19 protein-coding genes are annotated in these 23825 nt (G+C 66.3%); 7 read left to right on the top strand and 12 right to left on the bottom strand.

The window, feature by feature from the left end; all coding sequences use genetic code 11:
* Nucleotides 1-114: 114 nt before the first annotated feature.
* On the top strand, nucleotides 115-903 hold the full coding sequence (locus AC5RV3_RS05685; protein ID WP_494121507.1) for an IclR family transcriptional regulator: 789 nt from the start codon (nucleotides 115-117) through the stop codon (nucleotides 901-903).
* A gap of 114 nt (nucleotides 904-1017) precedes the next feature.
* On the top strand, nucleotides 1018-2946 hold the full coding sequence (locus AC5RV3_RS05690; RefSeq protein ID WP_494121285.1) for an FAD-binding monooxygenase: 1929 nt from the start codon (nucleotides 1018-1020) through the stop codon (nucleotides 2944-2946).
* A gap of 77 nt (nucleotides 2947-3023) precedes the next feature.
* Here AC5RV3_RS05690 and AC5RV3_RS05695 read toward each other — a convergent pair whose 3' ends face one another.
* Nucleotides 3024-4787 (bottom strand): BCCT family transporter, encoded by a 1764-nt coding sequence (locus AC5RV3_RS05695; protein WP_494121286.1) that lies wholly within the window; start codon nucleotides 4785-4787, stop codon nucleotides 3024-3026.
* Nucleotides 4788-4925: 138 nt separating this feature from the next.
* On the opposite strand from AC5RV3_RS05695, the gene AC5RV3_RS05700 reads away from it, so the two are divergent.
* Nucleotides 4926-5507, top strand: a complete 582-nt coding sequence (locus tag AC5RV3_RS05700) for a cob(I)yrinic acid a,c-diamide adenosyltransferase (RefSeq protein WP_494121287.1) — start codon at nucleotides 4926-4928, stop codon at nucleotides 5505-5507.
* Between the two features lie 59 nt (nucleotides 5508-5566).
* The gene (locus AC5RV3_RS05705; protein WP_494121288.1) at nucleotides 5567-6355 is read left to right on the top strand and encodes an IclR family transcriptional regulator; all 789 of its coding nucleotides are present in this window, start codon (nucleotides 5567-5569) and stop codon (nucleotides 6353-6355) included.
* 79 nt (nucleotides 6356-6434) lie between these two features.
* On the opposite strand, the gene AC5RV3_RS05710 is transcribed toward AC5RV3_RS05705, so the two are convergent.
* Nucleotides 6435-8333 carry an ABC transporter ATP-binding protein gene (locus AC5RV3_RS05710; RefSeq protein WP_494121508.1) on the bottom strand — a complete coding sequence of 633 codons (1899 nt, stop codon included), beginning with the start codon at nucleotides 8331-8333 and terminating at the stop codon, nucleotides 6435-6437.
* Nucleotides 8334-8470: 137 nt separating this feature from the next.
* Nucleotides 8471-10204, bottom strand: coding sequence for an ABC transporter ATP-binding protein (locus AC5RV3_RS05715; RefSeq protein ID WP_494121289.1), 1734 nt, complete (start codon nucleotides 10202-10204; stop codon nucleotides 8471-8473).
* 345 nt (nucleotides 10205-10549) lie between these two features.
* Here AC5RV3_RS05715 and ligM point away from each other — a divergent pair, with 345 nt between their 5' ends.
* Complete coding sequence (gene ligM, locus AC5RV3_RS05720) at nucleotides 10550-11956, top strand: vanillate/3-O-methylgallate O-demethylase (RefSeq protein ID WP_494121290.1); 1407 nt, start codon at nucleotides 10550-10552, stop codon at nucleotides 11954-11956.
* Nucleotides 11957-12161: 205 nt separating this feature from the next.
* On the opposite strand, the gene AC5RV3_RS05725 is transcribed toward ligM, so the two are convergent.
* Entirely contained in the window at nucleotides 12162-12464 is a 303-nt protein-coding gene (locus tag AC5RV3_RS05725; RefSeq protein WP_494121291.1) for a hypothetical protein, read from the bottom strand.
* Nucleotides 12465-12809: 345 nt separating this feature from the next.
* The gene (locus AC5RV3_RS05730; protein WP_494121292.1) at nucleotides 12810-13676 is read right to left on the bottom strand and encodes a methylenetetrahydrofolate reductase; all 867 of its coding nucleotides are present in this window, start codon (nucleotides 13674-13676) and stop codon (nucleotides 12810-12812) included.
* A gap of 160 nt (nucleotides 13677-13836) precedes the next feature.
* Between AC5RV3_RS05730 and AC5RV3_RS05735 the strand changes: the two genes are divergently transcribed.
* Entirely contained in the window at nucleotides 13837-15144 is a 1308-nt protein-coding gene (locus tag AC5RV3_RS05735) for an MFS transporter (protein ID WP_494121293.1), read from the top strand.
* A 150-nt stretch (nucleotides 15145-15294) separates the two neighbouring features.
* Nucleotides 15295-15930 carry a helix-turn-helix transcriptional regulator gene (locus tag AC5RV3_RS05740; RefSeq protein ID WP_494121294.1) on the top strand — a complete coding sequence of 212 codons (636 nt, stop codon included), beginning with the start codon at nucleotides 15295-15297 and terminating at the stop codon, nucleotides 15928-15930.
* Between the two features lie 26 nt (nucleotides 15931-15956).
* On the opposite strand, the gene AC5RV3_RS05745 is transcribed toward AC5RV3_RS05740, so the two are convergent.
* From AC5RV3_RS05745 to AC5RV3_RS05775, 7 genes are all read right to left on the bottom strand, one after another.
* Complete coding sequence (locus AC5RV3_RS05745) at nucleotides 15957-17510, bottom strand: long-chain-fatty-acid--CoA ligase (protein WP_494121295.1); 1554 nt, start codon at nucleotides 17508-17510, stop codon at nucleotides 15957-15959.
* Nucleotides 17511-17819: 309 nt separating this feature from the next.
* Entirely contained in the window at nucleotides 17820-18806 is a 987-nt protein-coding gene (locus tag AC5RV3_RS05750) for an ABC transporter substrate-binding protein (protein WP_494121296.1), read from the bottom strand.
* Between the two features lie 262 nt (nucleotides 18807-19068).
* Entirely contained in the window at nucleotides 19069-20064 is a 996-nt protein-coding gene (locus tag AC5RV3_RS05755; protein WP_494112629.1) for an ABC transporter substrate-binding protein, read from the bottom strand.
* 162 nt (nucleotides 20065-20226) lie between these two features.
* Nucleotides 20227-20682 carry a MaoC family dehydratase gene (locus AC5RV3_RS05760; protein WP_494121297.1) on the bottom strand — a complete coding sequence of 152 codons (456 nt, stop codon included), beginning with the start codon at nucleotides 20680-20682 and terminating at the stop codon, nucleotides 20227-20229.
* Between the two features lie 34 nt (nucleotides 20683-20716).
* Nucleotides 20717-21928 carry an acyl-CoA dehydrogenase family protein gene (locus tag AC5RV3_RS05765; RefSeq protein ID WP_494121298.1) on the bottom strand — a complete coding sequence of 404 codons (1212 nt, stop codon included), beginning with the start codon at nucleotides 21926-21928 and terminating at the stop codon, nucleotides 20717-20719.
* Nucleotides 21925-22827 (bottom strand): amidohydrolase family protein, encoded by a 903-nt coding sequence (locus tag AC5RV3_RS05770; RefSeq protein ID WP_493989804.1) that lies wholly within the window; start codon nucleotides 22825-22827, stop codon nucleotides 21925-21927. The genes AC5RV3_RS05765 and AC5RV3_RS05770 overlap by 4 nt, the downstream gene beginning before the upstream one ends.
* A 2-nt stretch (nucleotides 22828-22829) precedes the next feature.
* The gene (locus AC5RV3_RS05775; protein ID WP_494121299.1) at nucleotides 22830-23762 is read right to left on the bottom strand and encodes an SDR family NAD(P)-dependent oxidoreductase; all 933 of its coding nucleotides are present in this window, start codon (nucleotides 23760-23762) and stop codon (nucleotides 22830-22832) included.
* Between the last annotated feature and the right edge of the window lie 63 nt (nucleotides 23763-23825).

Below are 23825 nucleotides of genomic sequence, written 5' to 3' on the forward strand. Positions count from 1 at the left end.
TAACATGGCGGCGCCGCAATGTGGCCCGTCAGGTCGCGACGCTGCGGACAATGACGCCCCCGGCGCCCACGGTTCGGCACCCCACATCTGGCCTAAGCTTCTGCTGTGCAGAACATGAGCATTGTGAAGAGGCCCGGATACGCCGTCGATTCCGTGGACCGGGCCCTGCAGCTGATTATCTTGCTGCAGGAGCGCGAGTGGCTGCGGATAGCCGAGGCGGCCAGGGCACTGAACGTCGCACCATCCACGGCCCACCGGCTCATGTCCATGCTGGTCTACCGGGGCTTCGCCCTGCAGGATGACCAGCGGCGCTATTGCGCCGGCCCCCTCCTGCGTGGCGAGGCCTCCGCGGGTCCCAGGCGTACCCTCATCACCGTTGCCCGCCCCCACCTCGAGGCCTTGGCCCTCGCGGTCCGCGAAACGGTGAACCTCGTGGAACGGGTGGGTGTAACCGCCCGCTACCTGTTCACCGCCGAGGGGCCACAGTTGCTGCGCGTGGGCAACCGCACCGGCACCGTCCTGCCCGCCCATATCTCCTCCGCGGGCAAGGCCGCCCTCGCCACGCTGCCCGAGCCGGCCGTCGCGCAGTTGTACAGCGGCAGGCAAGCGCAGCAGAAAGGCAGCAGCCTCGGGGCCACGGAACTGCGGGCGCTGCAGCACGAACTTGCGGAAGCACGGGCGAGGGGTTTCGCGATCAACCTTGGACGCAGCGAGGCCGACCTCGCGGCCGTCGGGGCGCCCCTGGCGCGCGCGGGCGGGCCGGCAACACTGGCGTTGTCCGTCAGTTCACCCCTGTCTCGCGCCGGCGACATCCAACGCCCCTCGGTCATCGGCGCCCTCCACGCCACCTGTGACGCGGTGCTGAAGGATCTGGAGAGCGAGGGGCTCCTGCCGGCTTCCTGACATTCTGTGCAGCAGAATGCCTTGGCTGAAGCGTGGCGCCGGTCACTACGATGTGATGCACCGCGACCACTTCCTTCAGCGCGGGCTGCCGCCCGGCGGACGACCAGGAGCATCATGCAGTTTTATCTCGACGGCTACCACCCCGGCGATCCGGAGCCCCGCCCGGCTGCTCCCGGCCGGCCCGACGAACAGGGCAACTTGCCGGAAGAGGTCGATGTCCTGATCGTCGGCACCGGCCCGGCCGGCGTCGTACTGGCAGCACAGTTGGCCGAGTTCCCGGGAATCACCACCCGCGTGGTGGAGCGCCGGGAGGGCCCGCTGGCCCTGGGGCAGGCCGACGGCGTGGCCTGCCGCACCGTCGAAATGTTCAACGCGTTTGGCCTCGCCGAGCGTTTAGTCCGCGAGGGGTACTGGGTCAACGAAACCGTGTTCTGGCGTCCGGACGAGCAGGACCGTTCCCGCATCGTGCGCAGCGGGCGGGTCCAGGACGTTGCCGATGGGCTGTCCGAATATCCGCACGTGATCGTCAACCAGGCCCGGATGCAGGACTACCTGCTCGAGCACATGCGCAAGTCCCCCAGCCGGCTCGAGCCGGACTACGGCCTGGAGGTCGCTCACGTCGAGGTTGAGTCCTCCGGCGATTATCCCGTCCGGGTGACGATGCGCCGCACCGGCGCCGAAGCCGGTGCCGAAGCCGGTGCCGAAGAAGTGACCGTCCGCGCGAAATACGTGGTGGGATGTGACGGCGCCCGCAGCGCAGTGCGCAGGTCGATCGGCGCCGAACTGCGCGGCGACGCGCGCAACCACGCCTGGGGTGTCATGGACGTTTTGGCGGTCACGGATTTCCCGGATGTCCGCTTCAAGGCGGCCATCCAGTCCGCCCACGACGGCAACATCCTGCTGATCCCGCGGGAAGGCGGCTACCTGATCCGGCTCTATGTCGACCTGGGCGACCTGGACCCGGCCGACCGCGAGGCCCGGAAGCGGTTCACGTCCGAGATGATCATCGAAACGGCCCAGCGGATCCTGCACCCGTACACGCTGGATGTGAAGGACATTGCCTGGTGGTCGGTCTACGAAGTGGGCCAGCGCATCGCCGACCGTTTCGACGACGTGCTGCCCGAGGATCGTGGTCAGCGCACGCCCCGCGTATTCATCGCGGGCGACGCCTGCCATACGCACAGCGCGAAGGCCGGCCAGGGGATGAACGTCTCCATGCAGGACGGCTTCAATCTCGGCTGGAAGCTCGCGGCGGTCCTGGAGGGCCGCAGCCCCGAGGCCCTGCTGGATACGTACTCCGGCGAGCGCCGGGCCGTGGCCCAGGAGTTGATCGTCTTCGACACCCGCTGGTCCAAGACCGTGAGCGCCCGCCCGAAAGACCCGAACCAGCCCGGCGGCGAAGGCCTGGACCCGGAGGAAGTGGAACGGCAGTTCGTTGCGGCCGGGCGCTTTACCGCCGGCTTCGCCACCGACTATGCGCCCTCGTTGATTACCGGGCCTGATGCCTACGAGCATCTGGCCAAGGGCTTCCCCATCGGCGAGAGGTTCCATTCCGCCCCGGTCGTCCGCCTGGCCGATGCGAAGCCGGTCGGCCTGGGCCATGCGGCGCGGGCGGACGGACGCTGGCGGATTTACGTCTTCGCCGATTCCGCGCATCCGGAGGCCGCGGAGTCCCGCCTTGCCGGCCTGTGCCGCTTCCTGGCCGGTTCGGAAGATTCGCCGGTCCGCCGCTACACACCGGCCGGAGCTGACGCCGACGCCGTCTTCGACGTCCGCGCCGTCGTCCAGCAGGGCCACCGGGATCTGGACGCCAACGCCGTGCCGGCCTTCCTGTTTCCGCGGAAAGGGCCGTTCGGCCTGAAGGACTACGAAAAGGTCTTCTCGCCCGACCTGGCGTCCGGGGAAGACATCTTCGACCTGCGCGGGATCGACCGGCAGCAGGGCGCCATGGTGGTGGTCCGCCCGGACCAGTATGTGGCCCATGTGCTGCCACTGGACGCTTACGGCGAACTGTCGGAGTTCTTCGCCGGCATCATGGTCTAGTTCTCACGGGCCGCACGGAACAAAGCAGGGGGCGGGACCGGCGTCGCTACGCCGGTCCCGCCCCTTGGCTTGTTCGGCTACGCGTGGTGTCCGTGTTTTTTGCCGTCGCCGAGGTCCTCCGGCAGTCCCCCCGCGGGATGGTCGGGGCCGCCGGAACCATTGATGCGCTCCGGCTGTCCAGCCTGGACGACCGGCGTCTCGGACGTCACCGGCACGGCAAACGGCACGTTGCTGGGAACGCTGACGGCTCCGCGCACCGGGCCCATGCGCCGCTGCCGCAGCGGATCCCGGCGCAAGTCCACGTACAGCGAGAGGCAAAGCCCGACCATGATCAGCACGAAGGGCGTTGACGCCAGGATGGTGAACGTCTGCAGCGCGTCAAGCCCGCCGACGAACAACAGCACGGCCGCGACGGTACCGGTGAGAACGCCCCAGAGGATGACCAGCGGTTTCCACGGCTCCTTGCGGCCACGGGAGGAAAGCGTTCCCAGCACGACGGCGCCGGCGTCGGCGCCGCTGACGAAAAACACGGCAGTCAGCACCATCACCACGATGGCTGCGCCGATAAAGAACGGATAGTTCTGCAGGGTTGCGAAGAAGCCGGCCGCCTCGTTTCCGGCCCCGGCAATGTCTTCACCGCCCAGCTGCAGGTGGATACCCGCACCGCCGAACACGGAGAACCAGACCACGCTCACCGCGGTGGGCACCAGCAGCACGCCCAGGACGAACTCCTTGATCGTCCGCCCGCGGGAAATCTTGGCGATGAACGTGCCCACGAAGGGGGTCCAGGAGATCCACCAGGCCCAGTAGAAGATGGTCCAGTTGGCCAGCCACTCGGTGCCGCCGAAGACGGCCGAGTGGAAGCTCATGGGGACGAGGTTGGCCAGGTAATCGCCGATCGCGGCTGGGACCAGGTCAAGGATGAAGACGGTGGGGCCCAGCACGAAGACGAACAGCAGCAGCACCGCGGCCAGCACCATGTTCGTGTTGCTCAGCCACTTGATGCCGCGGGCAACGCCGCTGGCCGCCGAAATCACCACGCCCACGGTCAGCACGCAGATGATCAGGATCGGAGCCGCGACTCCGGGGTTCTCCTCGAACTGGCCGGTCCGCAGCAGGGCCAGCCCGGCGGCAATCTGCAGCGCCCCCAGGCCCAGCGAGGTGGCTGAGCCGAATTTGGTACAGATGATCGCCAGGATGTCGATCGGCTTGCCCCAGCCCTTTTTCTCGATCCGTTCCTTGCCGAAGATCGCCTGGAAGGGCGAACTCATCAGGTTGCCGCGGCCCATCCGGTACGTCGAATAGGCCAGTGCCAGGCCAACCACCGAGTAGATGGCCCACGGGTGCAGGCCCCAGTGGAAGAGCGTGTAGGCCATCGCGCTGTTCGCGGCCTCCGGGGATCCCGGTGCGGCATCCACGAAGGGTGGCGGCGAGGCCAGATGGGTGACCGGTTCATAGACGCCGAAGAACATCAGGCCGATGCCCATGCCTGCGCTGAACATCATGGCGATCCACGACAACGTGGAGAATTCGGTCGTCTCGCCCTCCTGCGCGAGCGGAATGTTGCCATACCGGCCGAAAGCCAGCACCAGGGAAAAGACCACGAAGCCGGTGGCGCCGAGTATGAACAACCAGCCGAACGAGTTGGTCACCCAACCGAGAATGGATCCGGTTACTTCAGTCACCTGCTCGGTAAAAAAAACGCCCAGCAGGCAGATGGCAACAATAATGCCGCCCGAAACGAAGAAAACCGTCTTATCGACGGTATTCCAGCCCCGCTGCCCGTCGTCGCCCGTATCCTTGGCGACCGTCGGCAAGGGGCCGGTAAATTCGCTGCTCATCATGATCCTCACTGTTGTCACCGGCTGTGCGCATGCTGCGCCCCGGGCTTCCTGCGGCTCTTCGATGTCAAACGTCCCGTCAGTATGATGGCAGGCATGAGTGGAGATCGCGACTTTCAAAGGGATGACCAAACCCGAATGGACCACTATGGAGACACCGGGTACACCGACTTCGGCAGCCACGGCGAGGTGTCCAAGAACGACCCGAGGGTTGTCGGGCATGCCGAAGTGGATGCCGCCAACGCCGCGGTGGCCGTGGCCATGGCGAGCGGCGGGTTGTCCCCGGAGGTCAGCGCCATGCTGGTCAGCGTCCAGAACGATATGTTCGACCTGATGGCCGACCTGCTGGTGCCGTATCGTGGCAATCATCCTGCGGACGCCCGCATCATCCCCGAGCATGTGGAGCGGCTGGAACGCGCCATCGAGCACTTCAAGCAGGAAGCCCAAGACCTCAGCGGCATGCTGCTGCCGGGCGGAACCCTCTCCGCTGCGCTGCTGTACCAGGCCCGCACGGCGGTGCGGCGCGCCGAACGCGCGGTCTGGGCAGCACTGGACGAGTACGGCGACGTGGTTAATCCCGAGGCCGGCCGTTACCTCAACCGGCTCTCCGGACTGCTCTTCGTGATGGCCCGGGTGGCCAACGCCGAGCACGGGGACGTGATGTGGGTCCCGGAATCCTCCGTTCGCGGCGTCCTCGAGGACCAGTCCGGCACGGAGTAGCGCTACGCGGGGTGTAACCGCCGTCGCGAGGCACGGGCCCGGGGGTATCCTCGACGGTGATGAGCATCACCTCCGCCCAGCCCGTAACCGCGGCCACGACCGGGCCGTCCGTGCGTGCGTTGGCGCGCGGCCTGTCCGTCTTGAGTGTCTTCGATGACGGGCATCCGCAGATGCGGGCCGCCGAGATTGCCGCCCGTGCCGGCCTCAACCGTGCCGCTACCGCGCGGGTGCTGCGGACACTGGTCTACCTTGGTTATGTGCGCTGCCGCGACGACCGGTACTCGTTGACCCATCAAGCGCTGGAGCTGGGCCATGGCTACCTCTCCGGTTCTCCGCTGGTCCGCGCCTCCCGGAGGGCCGTCCAGTGGCTGACGGAGGAATTTAACGAGCCGTGCACTGCGGGCGTGCTGGCCGGCGGTGACGTCATCTGCATCGCGGCCACCCGCGTTCCCGGGATGATCCGCGCCGGGCTGACGGTCGGCATCCAAATTCCCGCGCACGCCTCGTCGATGGGCAAGGTGCTGGTGGCCGGACTCTGCGGGGACGACTTCCAGTCCGCCGTCGACGGCAGCCTCAGCAGGCTGACCGAGCAGACCATCGACAGCACCTGGCGTTTCCGGCAGGAGATCGAGCGGGTCCGGCGGCAGGGCTACGCGGTCAACGACAGCGAGCTGCAGCCGGGCCACCGCACCGTGTCCGTGCCCATCCGCGACGCCGCCGGAGCGGTGGCCGCCGCCGTCGGGGTCAACATGCTGGCAACGCCGGACACACTGGACGCCGCCACCGCGGCCCACCTCCCGCTGCTGCGCCGTGCCGCGGAGCGGATCACCGAAAGCGCCACGCGCTAAGAGCCCGAGGGCGGGGCCTGCTGTCGGTGCCGATCCGCCCGAAGCGGGCACCGCCGTCGTCGTCCTCCGGTTCAGGCGATCAGGACACCGGATCCGCGGCCGCCGCGAACTGCGACATGTACAGCCGGTAGTACGGGCCTTCGGCCGCCAGCAGCGCCGTGTGGTTGCCCTGCTCCACGATCTTGCCGTCCTCCATCACCAGGATCACGTCAGCGTCCCGGATGGTGGAGAGCCGGTGCGCGATGACGAAGCTGGTGCGGTCCGTGCGCAGCGCGGCCATGGCGTGCTGGACGAGCAGTTCCGTGCGGGTGTCCACCGAGCTGGTGGCTTCATCCAGGATCAGCAGCGACGGGTTCGCCAGGAACGCGCGCGCGATGGTGATCAGCTGCTTTTCACCGGCGGAGACGTTGTTGCCCTCTTCGTCGATCACCGTGTCATAGCCGTCCGGGAGCGCCCGCACGAAGCGGTCCACGTAGGTGGCCTTGGCCGCCGCCATCACTTCTTCCTCGGTGGCGTCCAGGTTGCCGTAGCGGATGTTCTCGTAGATGGAGCCGCCGAACAGCCAGGCGTCCTGCAGCACCATGCCCACCTTGGAGCGCAGTTCGGCGCGGCTGAGGGCGGTGATGTCCACCCCGTCGAGGGTGATGCGGCCAGCATCCAGTTCGTAGAATCGCATCACCAGGTTCACCAACGTGGTCTTGCCCGCGCCCGTCGGCCCCACGATCGCCACCGTTTCGCCCGGCCGCGCGGCGAAGGAGAGGTCCTCGATCAGCGGCTTGTCGGGGCTGTAGCTGAAGCTGGCGTTGTGGAACTGGACCTGCCCTTCGGTTTGGGCGGGCAGCGATGCGGTGGCGGTGTCCGGGGCCTGCTCATCGGCGTCGAGCAGCTCGAAGACGCGCTCGGCCGAGGCGACGCCGGACTGCAGCATGTTGGCCATGCCCGCCATCTGGCCCAGCGGCTGGTTGAATTCACGCGAGTACTGGATGAACGCCGTGGCATCGCCCAGGGTCATGGAACCGGACGCCACGCGCAAGCCGCCCACCACGGCGATGCCCACGTAGCTCAGGTAGGAGATGAACTGCATGACCGGCATGATCATGCCGGAGACGAACTGCGCGCCGAACGAGGCCTTGTAGAGTTCCTCGTTCTTCTCGTCGAACTGTTCCACCGACTGCTGCTCGCGGCCGAAGGCGCGGACCAGATCATGGCCGCTGAACGATTCCTCGATGTGTCCGTTGAGCGCTCCGGTGTTCTTCCACTGCGCGGTGAACAGCTTCTGGCTGCGGGTGCCGATGATGCCGGCGGCCGCTGCGGAAAGCGGCAAGGCAATCAGGGCGATCAGGGCCAGCTGCCAGGAGACAATGAACATCATGATGGTGATGCCGAGCAGGCTCAGCGCGGACATGATCAGCTGCGCGAAAGCCTGCTGCAGCGCCTGCTGAATGTTGTCGACGTCGTTGGTCACCCGGGAGAGCATGTCGCCGCGCTGGCGGGTGTCGAAGTAGTTCAGCGGCAGCCGGTTCAGCTTGGCTTCCACGTCGCGGCGCAGCCCGAAGACCACCCGCATGACGATTTGGTTCAGCAGCCAACCCTGCAGCCACATGAACAGCGACGCGACGACGTACATCCCCAGCACCAGCAGGATCAGGTTGCCCAGCAGCTGGAAGTCGATGCCCACGCCGGGGATCAGTTCCATGCCGCTGAGCATGTCGGCAAACTGGTCCTGGCCCTGCGCGCGGAGCCCGGTGATGACTTCTTCCTGGCTGGCGCCGGCGGGCAGGTTCGCGCCGATCGCGCCGCTGAAAATGACGTCCATTGCGTTGCCCAGCACCTTGGGCGCAATCACGTTGAGCACAACGGCCACCAGCACCATCGCCAGCACCAGGATGATCCCGGCCTTCTCCGGCTTCAGCAGCCCGAACAGGCGCTTGGCGGACGGCCAGAAGTGCTGGGCCTTGCGGGCCGGCGTCCCGGTCATAAAATCCTGGTCGGCCTCGCCCGGCTGGAACTGTTCTTCCAGGACTTCTGCCTCGGCTTCAGCGGCGGCTCCCGGCGTTGGCGCCGTCACGGGGTCCGGTCCGGTGGCGACCTCGGCCGGGGTTTCCTTGTCCGGCGTCATGCCGCTTCCTCCACCGCAGTCTGGGAATGAACAATTTCCTGGTATGTTTCCGAGCTTTCCAACAGCTGCTCGTGCGTGCCGCGGGCCACGATTTGTCCGTGCTCCATCACCAGGATCTGGTCCGCGTCGATGATGGTAGCCACGCGCTGGGCGACGATGATGACCGTCGCGTCCCTGGTGGTACCCTTCAGCGCAGCCCGCAGCCTGGCGTCGGTTGCCACATCCAGCGCGGAGAACGAGTCGTCGAACAGGTAGACCTTGGGCTTGGCCACGAGCGCGCGGGCAATGCACAGCCGCTGGCGCTGGCCGCCCGAAACGTTGGTGCCGCCCTGCGAGAGCGCAGACTCCAAGCCCTTGTCCTTGGCGCGGACGAAGTCCTCCCCCTGGGCAACCCGCAGCGCCTCCCAGAGTTCTTCATCCGTGGCGTGCGGGTCGCCGAAGCGCAGGTTGTGCGCCACCGTGCCGGAGAACAGGTACGGCCGCTGCGGCACCAGTGCCACGCGGTCCGTGATGTCGGTGCGCTCCATCGAGGTGACCGGAACGCCGTCGATGAGCACCTCACCGCTGTCGGCGTCGAACAGCCGGGGCAGCATGCTGATCAGCGTGGTCTTGCCCGCGCCGGTGCTGCCGATGATCGCCGTGGTCTGCCCCGGCCGGGCGGTGAAGCTGACGTTGCGCAACACCGGCTCTTCGGCGCCCGGATAGGCGTAGGTGACGTCGCGGAACTCGACGACGCCGGCGGGTTCCCGGGCTTTCTGCGGCTCGTCGGGTTCGTGCACGGAGGGCTCGACGTCGAGCACTTCGCCAATGCGTTCGGCACAGACCGAGGCCCGCGGGATCATCATCGCCATGAAGGTGCCCATCATCACCGCCATGAGGATCTGCAGCAGGTACTGCAGGAAAGCGGTCAGGGCGCCAACCTGCATCTCGCCCGCGTCCACGCGCAGGCCGCCGAACCACAGGACCGCCGCCGTGGCCAGGTGCAGGATCATGCCGATCGAGGGGAACATCAGCACGAACAGGTTGCCGACCGAGAGCGAGACATCGGTCAGTTCGCGGTTGGCCTTCTCGAAGCGCTTGGCCTCGTAGGGCTCGCGGACAAACGCCCGGACCACGCGGATGCCGGTAATCTGCTCGCGGAGCACGCCGTTGATGTTGTCGATCTTCGTTTGCATCATGCGGAAGAGCGGCATCAGCTTCCATACCAGCACGCCGACGACGACGAACAGCAGCGGCACCGACGCCCACACCAACCAGGACAGCTGGAGGTCCTCGCGCAGCGCCATGATGATGCCGCCGACGCACATGATGGGTGCCATCACCATGAAGTTCAGGCCCATCAGCACAAGCATCTGCACCTGCTGCACGTCGTTGGTGCCGCGGGTGATCAGGCTCGGCGCGCCGAATCGTCCTACCTCGCGGGCGGAGAACCCGGTCACCTTATGGAAAATGCCGCGGCGGAGGTCACGGCCCAGGGCCATTGCTGCCTTGGAGCCGAAATAGACGCCGGCGATCGCGGCGGCCACCTGGATAAAGCTGACGACCAGCATGAGGCCGCCGGTGCCCCAGATGTAGTCGGTGTCGCCGCGGGCCACGCCCTCGTCAATGATCTGGGCGTTCAAGCTGGGCAGGTACAGCGCGGCGATGGTCGCGATCAGCTGCAGCACCACCACGGCGAACACGTAGGGAAGGTAGGGGCGGCCGTAATGGCGGATGAGGCGGAGCAGCATCGGGACGTGACGCAACTTTCGGCGAAAAGGTGGATTGAGGCCAGATAGAGGCTACACCTTGGCTGTAGCGGCTGTAACCCACCGCGAGCCTTGGTGCCCGACGGGACCGCACAGGTGCCTTCCCGACGTCGGGAAGGGCACCTTTTGCCTGGCGGACCAGAGCGGCCCCGCCGTGCACAGTCCCCCGCCAGTGCCAATCCTCGGCCGGTACCGGACGACGAACCTCGGCCAAAATCGCCCGCCTCAAACCATCGACATAACTATCTCCATAGGTATAGAGTCTGAGTATCTTGGAAATGTGCACTGCGTCACACTCCGGCCCGCCATCGAGGAGGACAAGAACCCATGAGCGCCAAGAATCTTCAGGAAGTTTTGGACCAATCCGGCAACACCGTCGAGATGCTTCGCAACTCGCAGATCGGCGCCTACATCTACCCCGTCGTGGCCCCGGAATTCACCAACTGGCGCAGCGAGCAGCGCGCCTGGCGCGAATCCGCGGTGCTGTTCGACCAGTCGCACCACATGGACAATCTGTTCATTAGGGGCAAGGACGCCCTGAAGCTGATCTCGGATACCGCCATCAACTCGGTCGCCAGCTTCCCCGTGAACAAGGCCAAGCAGTACGTTCCCACCACCCCGGCCGGGCACGTCATCGGCGACGGCATCCTGTTCCACGAAACCGAGGACCAGTACGTCTACGTGGGCCGCTCCCCCGCCGCCAACTGGCTGATCTACCACGGTGAAACCGGTGGCTACGATGTGGACATCGAGGTGGACCGGCGCTCCCCGTCGCGGCCCATGGGGCAGCCGGTGAAGCGCAAGTACTGGCGCTTCCAGATCCAGGGCCCGAACGCCTGGAAGATCATCGAAAAGGTCAACGGCGGTCAGGTTGAACAGCTGAAGTTCTTCAACATGGACCAGATGCAGGTCGCCGGCCAGCAGGTCCAGACCCTGCGCCACGGCATGGCCGGCGCACCGGGGCTGGAGATCTGGGGGCCGTACGAGACGTATGACCAGGTGCGGGACACCATCCTGGAAGCCGGCCAGGAGTACGGCCTGCTGGCCGTCGGTTCGCGCGCCTACCCGTCCAACACCCTGGAATCGGGCTGGATCCCCTCCCCGCTGCCGGCCATCTACACCGGCGAGGAGCTGCGCCCCTACCGCGAATGGCTCGGCGCCGACAGTTACGAGGCGGTCAACGCGGTCGCCGGCAGCTTCGTCTCCGACAAGATCGAGGACTACTACCTCAACCCCTGGGAACTTGGGTACGGCCACATGGTGAAGTTCGACCACGACTTCATCGGCCGCGAGGCCTTGGAGAAGATCGACCCGGCCGCCCAGCGGAAGAAGGTCACCCTCGAGTGGCGCGCCGAGGACATGGCGAAGATCTTCGCCTCGCTCTTCGATACCGAGGGCACGCCGTACAAGTATTTCGATTTGCCGCTGGCCAACTACGGTTCGTCCAACTACGACGCGGTGCTCGACGCCGCCGGTGAGACGATCGGCTTGTCCATGTTCACCGGCTACTCCGCCAACGAGAACAGGGCGCTGTCCCTGGCGACGGTGGACGCCGATGTACCGGAAGGCACGGAGGTCACGGTGGTCTGGGGCGAGCCGGACGGCGGGACCCGCAAGACCACCGTGGAGCCGCACCAGCAGCTGAACGTGCGGGCCATTGTCAGTCCCGTGCCGTACTCCCAGGCAGTGCGCCAGGACTACCCCGGCGGCTGGCGCTCCGGCCAGAAGGCCTGAGCAACCCTGCGTTAGGCAGCACGACGACGGACGGCGGGGAAGGTGCCTGGGGCACCTTCCCCGCCGCTTGCGTTGCTGAGCCGACACCGACTGGACGCCGGCCTGCGAACCCGCCCGGAGGCCGACCCGCTTCAGGCGCCCATCTGCCTCAGGCAGGGACCGACGTCAGCCGCCGTTTTCTGGTGCTGCTCAGGCGGGACCTGCCTCAGGTGCCGTTGTCCTGGCCGCCGGTCTCTTCGATGTACCGCTCGCCCGATTCGGTCTCCCCGACGCGGTAGTGCTGTTCCATGTGCTCGATGGCTGCGGCGTCTTCGGGGCCGGGCGCACTGACTGGATCGTCAATAGCCGTCCGGTCGGCATCGCCGTAGACGTTCGCCAGGCCCTTCTTGGCGTCCGCGGGCAACTCGCCCGGCGGGAGCAACTCCTCGTCCCGGGAGGTTTCGCTGCCCTGGCTCTCCCGGCGATCCGTACGGTCGTAGCGGTCCGGGTTGTTGATTTCCTCGCTCATGAATCTCCTTCCCTCAAGCGCTGGTGCGCCCTGCCTTCACCTAATCACAGAGCGGCGGCACGCAACAGGGCCGGGAACTGCGCACCACGCCCTCTGGAGCTCGATCAGCCGACCTGGGCGGGGCCATGGAGTGGCCCAATCCAGCCCTGACTCCGGCAAGCGCCGCTAGGGAGCGGCGCTGTCCAAGTATTAAAACCTGCTCAACCATCGTCCCTTGTCAGGGCGCCATGGCGCACCAAGAGATGGACAATTCCGTCTGAACGTGGACAGCGCAGCCCCAAGAAGCCCGCTACCATCGCCGCGGCGCGGAGTCACCGTCCCCTATGAGCTTCCGTTCGCGCGCCGCTACCGTCCGGCCCGGAAGCCCTTGACCCAGTCGGCCGTGGCCTTCATCCCGCCAAAGGTGTAGAAGTGGAGCTTCACGGTGCCGTGCACAGCGGGGTCATAACGGTTGGCGAATTCCTCCAGGAACTTGTCCGGCCCGGCGGTCCCCAGCAGGTTGGTCAGGGAGAACCCGTACTTGTGCACGATCCCGGCCGATGACGCCACCCCGAACCGCTTGGCATAGTTCAGCAGCCTCTTGACCCCGGCCGGCCCGGGGATGCCGATGCGCACCGGCGCGTGGATCCCACGGCGGCGGGCCTCGGCCAGCCACTCGAAGACCGGATCGGCGTCGAAGCCGAATTGGGTGATGATGGCCGCTTCAAGGTTTTGCCGCTGCAGTTCGGCGTGCTTGTCTTCCAGCGCCTTCCACAACACCTCGCCGGAAATGTCCGGATGCCCCTCCGGGTAGCCGCTGATGCCGACCCGGCGGATTCCGTACCGGGGCAGGAGCCCGCTGCGGATGACCTCCAGCGAGTCCGGATAGGGCCCCATCGGCTCGACCGGGTCGCCGCCGACCACGAAGACGTCCTCGGGTGCCGCGTCGGCGGACAACGCCCGCAGGAAGTCTTCCAGCTCGGCCCGTGACGCCAGCCGGCGGGCGGAGACATGCGGCACCGGGACGAAGCCGTGCCGCTTGACGGCGGCGGCCGCCGCCACCCGCGTCGGCAGGTCCTCATTCCCCAGGAAGGTGACGTTGATCCGCGTCCCCGCCGGGATGGTGCCGGCGGCGTCTTCCAGCGCGGGGACATCCTTGCCTGTCATCTCGAGCGAGAAGTCGTCAAGCAAGGTCCGGGCTGCCTGCGACGGTGCGTGTTTGGGGTCGGCCATAGTCGGAAGTCCTTCCACGTGTGGTGCCGGTCACCCTTGACCGACCTGCAGCGAGTCTAGCCGTAAAACCACTACGGATATAGGGGTTGGGGAGTGATTTGCTTTTCTCAATCACTGGATGGATACTATGGGAGCCTTCCCTTCTAATCCCAGGAACCACATGTCCACGCCCCGCGCGCTGCGGCCGTTCGCCCATCGCAACTATCGGATCCTCATCTCGGCCCTGGCCATCTCGGTCTTTGGCGCCGGCATGTGGGCCGTGGCCATGGTCTATCAGGTCATCGCCCTGGGCGGCGGGCCCATCCAACTCTCGCTCGTCGCAACCTGCGCCAGCATCGGTTTGTTGGCGTTCGTACTGCTCGGCGGCATCGCGGCCGACCGGCTTCCGCGGCGCCGCCTGATCATCAGCGTGGAGGCGGCCAATCTGGTAGCCATCGGCTCTGTGGCCCTGCTGGCCACGACCGGGCTGCTGCAGCTGTGGCACCTGGCCGCTGCCGCTTTCCTGCTGGGTGTGGGAGCCGCGTTCTTCTTCCCTGCCTACTCGGCCATCCTGCCGAGGATCCTGCCAGCCGAGGACCTGCTGGCGGCCAACGGCATGGAGGGCACCATGCGGCCGCTGCTGCAGCAGGCCGCCGGCCCGGCGGCAGCCGGCATGATCGTCGCCTCCCTCTCCCCCGGTGCGGCCATCGGGTGGATCACGCTGTGCCATCTGGCCGCGCTGATCATCCTGAACTTCCTCGGCCAGGAACTGGTTCCGGATGCAGGGACGACGGCGTCGGTCGCCGCTGCAGACGAGCCCACGGCCAAGCGGGGCTCCGTGCTGGCGGATTTGCGCGAGGGCGTGGCCTACACGCTGAAGACTCCCTGGTTGCTCTGGACGCTGCTGTGGGCCGTCGTGAGCGTACTCATCTTCATCGGCCCCATCGAGGTACTGCTGCCGTTTGCGGTTGCGGACCAGCTGGGCGGGGACTCACGCACGTTCGGCTTCCTGCTGGGCATCTTCGGCATCGGCGGCGCCACGGGGGCGATGGTCACCGCATCGCTGCGGCTGCCACGGCGCTACCTGACGGTGATGCTGCTGTTCTGGGGTGCCGGCGCCCTGCCGATCGCCGTCATCGGCTTCACCGGCAGCTTTTGGGCGATGGCCGCCGCGCTGTTCGTGGTTGGTGCGACCGGCAGCGCGGGCCAGGTCATCTGGGGCACGCTGCTGCAGCGCCGGGTGCCGCCGCACCTGCTCGGCCGGATCTCCAGCCTGGACTTCTTCGTTTCGCTGGCCCTGATGCCGGTCTCCATGGCGCTGGCCGGCCCGCTGGGCGAAGTGGTGCCCATCTGGCTGATCTTCCTGCTGATCGGCCTCGCCCTGCCGCTCCTGGCGGTGCTGGCGCTCGTTTTCGGCGGAATGCTGAAGGACGAGCTTGAGCACCCGCTGGACCGGACCCTCGAACCGACGGGGCAGGCGCGCACTTAGCCGGCCGGCCGCAGGGCCGGGAGGGGCACATCCCGAAAACGGCCCGTTTCGAACCCGCTGTCTCAGGATCCACATGGATTTTTGCGTGGCCATCCGACTATCGATGGATATAGTGATTGGCAACACAACACTGAAAAGGAAGTTGAATCAGTGAGTCTCCGTTATGCCTTATTGGCGCTGCTCAGCGTCGAACCAATGACCGGTTACGACCTCTACAAGGAATTCGAGGCGTCCGTCGGGAATGTGTGGCACGCGCCCGACTCCCAGATCTATCCGGAGCTGCGGCGGATGGAGCAGGAAGGCCTGCTCGACGGGGAGGAGGTCGTCTGGGGCCAGCGCGGCAAGAAGCGCCGCTACCACATCACTTCCGCCGGCCTGCAGGCTTTCCGGGACTGGATGAACACCACCCTGGACTACACCCGGGTGCGGGATCCCGCCCACCTGAAGGCGGCCTACCTGGAGTGGGCCGAACCGGACGCCGCGCGGGAGCAGATGCGCGCGCACATTGAGCACCACACCGCGCTCCGGCAGCAATGGGAGCAGCGGATCCGCGAGATCGACGGCGACAGCAGCGAGATGCTCAATCGCCGGCTGGCCGGCACCCCGGACAGCGAAAGGACGCGGGTGAAGGCCTTCAAGCGCTTCACCTATGAAGGGCTGGTTGACCGCGCGGAACAGGAAATTACCTGGGCCCGCCGCGGTCTCGCCCTCATCGACCGCCTTTACGTCGACCAGCCGGACGCCGGTCAGCCGAAGGCCCCGCAGCCGGCCGGCGCCCGCAAGTAGCTTCGCTCAAGGGGGAAGCCCGGGGGCTAGTTCGAGTATTCCTTCCGCAGGTCGGCCTTGCGGATCTTTCCGCTGGCCGTCCGCGGCAGGTCCTGAACGAACACCACGGACTTGGGAATCTTGTAGCGGGCCAGCCGCCCGTCCAGGTGCTGCTGGATCTCCTCGGCGGACACCGAGAAACCGTCACGGACCGTGACCACCGCGCGTGGCACCTCCCCCCACTTCTCGTCCGGGATGCCGATGACGGCGGCACTGCTGACGGCTTCCAGCTCCAGGATGACCTGCTCCACCTCGGCCGGGTAGATGTTCTCGCCGCCGGAGATGATCATGTCCTTGAGCCGGTCGGAGATGAACAGGAAACCGTCGTCGTCCACATAACCCATGTCGCCGGACTTGAACCAGACGCCGTCGGCATAGCTCTCGGCCGTGGCATCGGACCGGTTCCAGTACTCGCGGATGACGTTGGGACCCGAAATCTGGATTTCGCCGACCTCGCGCGCCGGGAGGACCTCGCCCATCGGATCGGTGATCCGGATGTCGGTGAAGAAGTGCGGAAGCCCGGCCGATCCGGCCTTCGGGCGGGACTTTTCCGCCGCCAGCGTGGTGGCGCCGGGCGCCGTTTCGGTCATCCCGTAGCCGTTGGTGAAGGAGAGCCCGCGGGCCTCGTAGGCCTCCAGCACCCGCATGGGCACGGCCGATCCGCCGCACGTCAGCTTGTTCAGCGAACTGATGTCCGTCCTGCCCCAGTCCGGGTGCTCGCAGAGCAGCTGGTAGGTGGTCGGCACGCCGCTGATGCTGGTCGCCTTGTACTTCTCGATCAGCATCAGGGTCCGCCCCGGATCGAACTTTGGCTCCAGCACCACGGTGGCCCCCTTGAGCAGGGCCGGCAGCACGCCCATGCCCAGGGAGGCCACGTGGAACATCGGGGCGATCATCAGGGCGACGTCGGTGCTGGCCATGTCGAAGTCCACCAGCACATTAATGCTGTTCCAGGTCATGTTGCCGTGAGTGAGCAGCGCACCCTTGGGCCGGCCCGTGGTGCCGGACGTGTAGAGGATCATAGCCGGGTCGTCCAGCGACACTGCCTCATCACGGCGTTCCGCACTGCCGGAGGCTATGACCTCCTCCAGAAGTTCGACGGCGGTGTCCCGCTCCCCTGCCTCGGCAACGGTTCCCGCCGGGGCATCTTCCACCACTATCCGGTGGCTCAACCCTAGGAGCGAACTGCCCCGGGCGGCCAGCGCTTCCAGGCTGCGTGCGTGCACCAGGATGCAGCTGCCGGAATCCTGCAGGGCGAACTGAACCTCGGGCGGCGCCAGCCGGGTGTTCAGCGGGACAAAAATGGCGCCCAGGGTCCCGCACGCAAAAAAGGTTTCAAGGAACGCCGGGTGGTTCTCCCCCAGGTAGGCCACCCGCTCGCCGCGGGTGACGCCGCGGTCCGCCATGGCGTTGGCCAGCCGGTCCACCCGCTCGGCGAAAGCGCCGTAGCTCAGTTCGCCTGCGCTGCTGATGATCGCGGTCTTCTCCGCAGACTTCATGCGGCGCTTGTGGATCCAGGCACCGAGCCCTTGGTTCTGCATCGTGACATACCCTTCCGACGTACCCGGCGAGCTGGTCTGGACAGCCCCGGCACGCCCCAACTCATAGCCCGGCGGGGCCGAACTCACAGCTTCGCGGTGAACCACATCACAGCGGACACCTCCAACCTAGGGCTTATTAGTTGAGAAAGTCAATAGTTGAGGATGCAGTGCTACCAGCAGGTTCGCGACGCCCCCGGAACAGTGAAACGCCCCTCCGCAAACGCGGAGAGGCGTTTCTGCTCGGGGCCCGCCCGTAGCCGTACCGCCAGGCCCTCAGCAACACGTCGGCCAACGCAGGCCGGTGGACGGTTATTGCTGCGGCAGGAGCGCCTTCATGTCCGGGATCTCCTCGATCAGGCCGTTCTTCAGCGAGATGTCGGCGATCTCCTGGATGGATTCGGCATTGACCTCCTGCGGGAATTTCGGCAGGGTCAACTGCTCAATGACCGCCGGGTCCAACTGGGTGTACTCGGGCAGGATCTCGCGCACCCGGTCCGGGTTCTCGTCGGCGAACGCCAACGACTTCTTCATCGCCCGAACAAAGGCCTGGGTGACATCCGGCTTCTCCCCGGCGATGTCGTCCGAGGTGAAGTAGGTCGCCACGGTGAGATTTTCCACGGGATAGGCGTAGTTGGAGAACACCGGCACCGCACCATCACCTTCGACGATGGTCACGAACGGCTCGACCGCGGCAATCGCGTCAACGTTGCCGTTGGCAAGTGCCGCGGGCATGTCCGGGAAGGGCATCTCAACGAAATTCAGGTCGGACGAGTCCGCACCGGCCTGCTCCACCGCCTCACGGATCGTGGAGTCACTGATGTTGTTCAGCGTATTGACGCCGATGCGCTTGCCGGTCAGGTCCCCAATCTCCTTGATCCCGCTGTCCGGCTTGACCATCACGGCGGCAAAATCCTCATCCTGATTGCCGGTGGTCGAAGCGCCGTTGGCCACCATCTGCATGTTCAGCCCCTTGGAGCGGGCGATCACCAGTGACGTGACATTGCTGAAGCCGAAATCCATCTGGCCGCTGGTGATGGCAGGAATGATGGCCGCGCCGCCCTGGGCCGGAACAAGCTCGAGATCCAACCCCTCCTCTTCGAAGAATCCCTCCTGGTCGCCCAGGTAGATGGGAGCCACGTCTACGATCGGGATGACCCCAACGCTGATCGGCGTCAGTCCACCGCCGGCCTCGGTGCCGGTCGGCGCCGCACCGCCGCCACCGGATGGACTGCCGCCGCCGCAGGCTGTCGCCGCCAGCACTGCCGCCAGCGCGGCTACCGTTCTGATTCTCTTCATGGGTCCCTCTCCCACTCACCGCCCCATGCAGCAAGAGTGTGCCTTAGGTCACAGTATCTACGGACATAGTGGAGGCAGTCAACGATCCTGGGCCGCGCGCTCCAGTCCGGGCTCCGGCCGGCCGCCGGGGCGCCCCCGAGGCGCCACGGCACATTGGCGGCGGAACCTTGCGGGTTGACCCCCCCCGGGACGGGCAGAGACACGGCGGCAGGGCGGCTGCCGCACCACCGGAAACCGCCCTGCCGCTTGCGACGAACGAAAGTTACTGCACGATCATGGCCGGCACGTCGGGAGCCTTGTCCACGTACTCGTACTTGACCATCAGCTCGCCCATGTCGCTGAGCACCTGGGTGCGGACCTCGCCGTCGAAGACCTCCATCTTCAGGTTTTTGGCGACCTCCTCCGGCATGCCCATGAATTCCGGCAGCACCGCGCGGACGCCGTCGGTGTCACCCTCGGCGGCCTCCAGGGTTTCCGTCACCGCGGCCTTGAAGTCGGCCACAATGTCCGGGTTCTGCTCGGCGTAGCTGCCGCTGGTGAACGTGACCATGGTGGGCAGGCCCGGCAGCGTCTTCTGGTTCGGGTAGCCCAGCAGTTTGTAGGCGTCGTTGGAGAGCGCCTTGGACTGGAACGGCTCCGGCACCCAGATGGCGTCCACGTTGCCGCGCTCCAACTGCGCTTCCATGTCAGGGAACGGCATTTCGCTGAACTTCAGCGCGGAGGGGTCGGCCCCGTCCATCTCGGCAGATTCCATGATGGTCAGGTCGCCCTGGGTTTTGAGCGTGTTGACGGCAGTCGTCTTGCCGGCCAGGTCGGCAAAGGTTTCGATTCCCGAGTCGGCCTTGACGATGACGGCATTGTTGTCCTCGCCCTCGGCGCGCGAGGCGCTGAAGCCGGAGACAATCTTCATGTCCAGGCCCTTGTCCACCGCCGTCATCACCGACAGCGGGTTGCCGACGGCAAAGTTCATGGTGCCGGTGGAAACGGCGGGCAGCATGGCAGCGCCGCCCTGCCCGGTCTGCAACTCCAACTCCAGGCCGTGCTTCTCGAAGATGCCCTCATCGATGCCGTACTGCATGGCCCCCGACGGGGCGATCGGCAGCACGCCCACGGTGAGCTTGGTGAGCCCGGAGCCGGCGGCGCCGGACTGTTCTGCCGGCGCTTCGTTCGTCCCGGAGGGGGAGCCGGAGCCGCAGCCGGTCAATGCCATCGCTGCAATCGCGCCACCGGCCAGTAACTTCGCCAAGTGCTTCTTCATGAATTGCTCCTCGCGGTCTTCGGCGCCGCCGCCCCCGCCGTCGGGAGACTGACTGTGATCGGCACCACACCTAAATACAATGTAGATACAATAGTTGAATAAATCAACAGTTAGGCAGGATTTGTAGAACTGCCTTCCATTGCGACCGGGAGCGGCCAGGCGTCAGGCGTAAAAGCGGGCCAAGAACTCCGCGATGACCGCGGGGCGCTCCTCGCCTTCGATTTCGATGGTGTTGTTGGTCTTGATCTGGACGCCGCCTTTGACCTCGTTGACCTCGGATATCACCGAATGCATGCGGACCTTGGAGCCGACTTTCACCGGGCTGGTGAAGCGGACGCGGTCCAGGCCGTAGTTGACCTTGGTCGCGACGCCTTCCACGTCGAACAGTTCGCTCCAGAGCGGAATGATCAGCGACAGGGTCAGGAAACCGTGGGCGATCGGTGCGCCGAACGGGCCTTCCTTGGCCTTTTCCGGATCGGTGTGGATCCACTGGTGGTCATCGGTGGCATCGGCGAAGGTGTTGACCTGGTCCTGCGTGATTTCACGGTAGTCCGTGTAGCCCAGGTCCTTGCCGACCAGGTTGGGCAGTTCTTCGAGGGTGACGACGGTGTTGCTCATGGGTGCTCCTTGGGGAATGTGGTGCGGAATGGTTCTAGCGGAATGCGCCGGTGCCGGTGATGGCCCGGCCGACTATCAGGGCGTTGATCTCGTGGGTGCCTTCATAGGAATAGACGGCTTCGGCGTCGGCGTGGAAGCGCGCGACGTCGGTGTCCAGGGTGATGCCGTTGCCGCCAACGACTTCCCGGGCCAGCGCAACGGTCTCGCGCATGCGGGCGCTGCAGAACATCTTGGCCAAAGCCGAGTTCTCGTCCTTGTAGATGCCCTCCTCCTGCTGCTGGGTCAGCCGCACCGCCATGCCGAGCGAGGCCGTGAGGTTGCCGAGCATGGTGGCCAGCTTCTCCTGGACCAGCTGGAATCCGGCCAGCGGCTTGCCGAACTGCCGGCGCTCCTTGACGTAGCGCAGCGCGGCTTCGTAGGCGCCGGCCTGAACGCCGGCGGCGATCCAGGCGACGTCGGAGCGCATGTTGCGCAGCAGCGAGGCCACGTCCGCGAACGAATTGACGTTCTGCAGGCGCGCGGACTCCGGTACGCGGACCCCCGCCAGTGTGATGTCCGCGTTCTGCATCATCCGCAGCGAGGTCTTGCGCAGGATCTTGGCGATGCCGACGCCGGGGGCATCGGTGGGGACGAGGAAGCACTTGACCTGTCCGTCCGCCTGGTCGCGGGCAAAGATGGCGAGCACGTCAGCGGTGACGGCTCCGCCGATCCAGCGTTTGGCGCCGTCGATAATCCATTCGTCCCCCTCGCGGCGGGCGCTGGTCTCGAGCCCGCCGGCAATATCCGATCCGTGTTCCGGTTCGGTCAGCGCAAAGACCCCCTTGAGCTCGAAGCTGCGGATCTTCGGGTCCAGCTCTGCAGCCTGCTCGGAACTGCCGCCCAGGTTGACGGCCGTGCGGAACAGGCCGGACTGGGCGTTGTAGAAGGTGGCGACGGAGGCGTCGGTCCGGGCGAGCTCGAAGTTGCGGAAACCCTCGTAGAGTCCGGAGGGCTTCGCGCCGCCGTCAGTCAGTTCGGCCGGCGCCATCAGGTTCAGGTCATAGAGCGGCTGGGCAATCTGGTACGGGAACTCGCCCTGTTCCCAGTAATCCGCCAGCAGCGGCTGAACCTGCTCCTCCAGCACGCTGCGCAGCCGGCCGAGCACGGTCCGCTCGGCGTCGGTCAGCAGCGTGGCGTAGCCGTACTGGTCGGAGGGATAGAACGGCCCGGCCGCGGTGCCTGCCTTCTCTTCGGCCACGGCGCTCATGCCTGCCCACCGCCCAGCCCGAGCAGGCGCACTGCGTTGTCCTTGAGAATCTTCGGCCGGACCTCGTCCTTCAAGGGCAGGTCCGCGAAGGCGCCCAGCCACTTCTGCGGGGTGATCAGCGGGTAGTCGGTGCCGAACAGCACCTTGTCCTGCAGGACCGAGTTGGACAGTTTTACCAGGGATTCCGGGAAGTACTTCGGAGACCAGCCGGACAGGTCGATGAACACGTTCGACTTGTGCGTGGCAATCGAGTTGGCCTCGTCCTGCCAGGGCACCGAGGGGTGCGCCATGATGATCTGAAATTCCGGGAAGTCAGCGGCGATCTCGTCCAGCAGGAGCGGGTTTGAGTAGCCAAGCTTGATGCCGGAGCCGCCGGGAGTGCCTGCACCCATGCCGTTCTGGCCGGTGTGGAACACCGCAGGCAGGCCCAGCGACTGCAGGGCTTCCCACAGGGGGTAGAACCGCTCGTCGGACGGATTGAAGCCCTGCAGGCTCGGATGGAACTTGAATCCCCGCACCCCGTAGTCCTCGACCAGGGACTTGGCCCGGTCGATGGCCGCCGGACCCGTCAGCGGATCGACGGAGCCGAACGGGATCAGCACGTCGTTGTTGCGGGCGGCGCCCTCGGCGATGTCCTCGATGCTGTTCGGCTCGTGCTTCAGGCGGGTCCGGGCGTCCACGGTGAACACCACGGCCGCCATCTTAAGTTCCCGATACGTTGCGGCAATCGCGTCCAGCGACGGCGTCCGCTCCTCGGCCTTGAAGTACTTGCTCGAGGCGTCCATCAGCTCCTGCGGCAGCGAGACGTGCCCATGGCCGTCGATCTCGATGTGCACATGCATGTCGATCGCGGCCAGCGACGCAACGTCGAGCCCGGGTTCGTAGCGCGTGGGAGCCATGGCTACTTGGCCGCCGGTTCGGGCTGCAGCTCGGCCGGCAGCTCGGGGAACTTCTCGCCCACGCTCTGCAGCCGACCGCCGAACAGGTCGTCGAAGCGCTCGGTCAGCGCCTCGTAGGTCCAGCCGCCGTCCATGAACTCGGTGGCGACGGCCTCCGGGTGGGACCACAGCTGCAGCCGGTCGCCGCCCACGCCGAGCGCCTGTCCGGTCACGGTGGCTGCCGCGTCCGAGGCGAGGTAGGCAACCAGGCCGGCGACGTCGTCGGCCGTTCCGAAGCCCAGGTCCTTGCGGAAGAAGTCGGGCATGGCCTCGCCGCGTTCGTCCGCCTCCACGGCCTTCTGGAAGAACGGCACGGTCTTCGTCATCGCGGTAGCTGCGACCGGGATGACGGCGTTGGCGGTGACGCCGGCCTTCTTCATTTCCAGTGCCCAGGTGCGGACCATGCCGACGATGCCGGCCTTTGCCGCGGCGTAGTTGGTCTGGCCGAAGTTGCCGCGCTGGCCGGTGGGCGAACCGATCGTGATGATCCGGCCCGCGACACCGTTCTCCTTGAAGTAGGCGTAAGCCTCGCGCACGCAGGTGAAGGTGCCGCGCAGGTGCACGTTGATCACCAGGTCGAAGTCCTCGTCGGTCATCTTCAGCAGGGACTTGTCCCGCAGCACCCCGGCATTGGTCACCAGGATGTCGACGCGGCCGAAAGTCTCCACGGCGGCGCCCACCAGCTGCTTGGCTGTTTCGGTGGACCCCACCGGAGCAACGACGGCCGTAGCCTTGCCGCCGGCAGCGGTGATACTGGCAACGGCTTCCTCCGCGACCTGCGCGTCCACATCATTGACCACAACGGAGGCGCCCTGCCGGGCAAGCTCCTGCGCGTAGGCCAGGCCGAGGCCCCGGCCGCTTCCGGTGACGATCGCTACTTTTCCGGCCAAAGACATCTGTTGCTCCTTCGTCCCGCACCGTGGAGGTGCGTTGCGGTTTATGCTGGTCTAAAACCAATG

The sequence above is a fragment of the Arthrobacter sp. Y3221114 genome (assembly GCF_059092625.1).

What these genes read in the sequence shown, in the direction of transcription:
- AC5RV3_RS05695 (WP_494121286.1), bottom strand. Translation starts at nt 4,787, where the DNA reads ATGAGCAGCGAATTTACCGGCCCCTTGCCGACGGTCGCCAAGGATACG.
- AC5RV3_RS05770 (WP_493989804.1), bottom strand. Translation starts at nt 22,827, where the DNA reads ATGGCTCCCACGCGCTACGAACCCGGGCTCGACGTTGCGTCGCTGGCC.
- AC5RV3_RS05690 (WP_494121285.1), top strand. Translation starts at nt 1,018, where the DNA reads ATGCAGTTTTATCTCGACGGCTACCACCCCGGCGATCCGGAGCCCCGC.
- AC5RV3_RS05735 (WP_494121293.1), top strand. Translation starts at nt 13,837, where the DNA reads ATGTCCACGCCCCGCGCGCTGCGGCCGTTCGCCCATCGCAACTATCGG.
- AC5RV3_RS05700 (WP_494121287.1), top strand. Translation starts at nt 4,926, where the DNA reads ATGGACCACTATGGAGACACCGGGTACACCGACTTCGGCAGCCACGGC.
- AC5RV3_RS05750 (WP_494121296.1), bottom strand. Translation starts at nt 18,806, where the DNA reads ATGAAGAGAATCAGAACGGTAGCCGCGCTGGCGGCAGTGCTGGCGGCG.
- AC5RV3_RS05755 (WP_494112629.1), bottom strand. Translation starts at nt 20,064, where the DNA reads ATGAAGAAGCACTTGGCGAAGTTACTGGCCGGTGGCGCGATTGCAGCG.
- AC5RV3_RS05745 (WP_494121295.1), bottom strand. Translation starts at nt 17,510, where the DNA reads ATGCAGAACCAAGGGCTCGGTGCCTGGATCCACAAGCGCCGCATGAAG.
- AC5RV3_RS05730 (WP_494121292.1), bottom strand. Translation starts at nt 13,676, where the DNA reads ATGGCCGACCCCAAACACGCACCGTCGCAGGCAGCCCGGACCTTGCTT.
- AC5RV3_RS05705 (WP_494121288.1), top strand. Translation starts at nt 5,567, where the DNA reads ATGAGCATCACCTCCGCCCAGCCCGTAACCGCGGCCACGACCGGGCCG.
- ligM (WP_494121290.1), top strand. Translation starts at nt 10,550, where the DNA reads ATGAGCGCCAAGAATCTTCAGGAAGTTTTGGACCAATCCGGCAACACC.
- AC5RV3_RS05715 (WP_494121289.1), bottom strand. Translation starts at nt 10,204, where the DNA reads ATGCTGCTCCGCCTCATCCGCCATTACGGCCGCCCCTACCTTCCCTAC.
- AC5RV3_RS05765 (WP_494121298.1), bottom strand. Translation starts at nt 21,928, where the DNA reads ATGAGCGCCGTGGCCGAAGAGAAGGCAGGCACCGCGGCCGGGCCGTTC.
- AC5RV3_RS05725 (WP_494121291.1), bottom strand. Translation starts at nt 12,464, where the DNA reads ATGAGCGAGGAAATCAACAACCCGGACCGCTACGACCGTACGGATCGC.
- AC5RV3_RS05710 (WP_494121508.1), bottom strand. Translation starts at nt 8,333, where the DNA reads ATGACCGGGACGCCGGCCCGCAAGGCCCAGCACTTCTGGCCGTCCGCC.
- AC5RV3_RS05775 (WP_494121299.1), bottom strand. Translation starts at nt 23,762, where the DNA reads ATGTCTTTGGCCGGAAAAGTAGCGATCGTCACCGGAAGCGGCCGGGGC.
- AC5RV3_RS05760 (WP_494121297.1), bottom strand. Translation starts at nt 20,682, where the DNA reads ATGAGCAACACCGTCGTCACCCTCGAAGAACTGCCCAACCTGGTCGGC.
- AC5RV3_RS05685 (WP_494121507.1), top strand. Translation starts at nt 115, where the DNA reads ATGAGCATTGTGAAGAGGCCCGGATACGCCGTCGATTCCGTGGACCGG.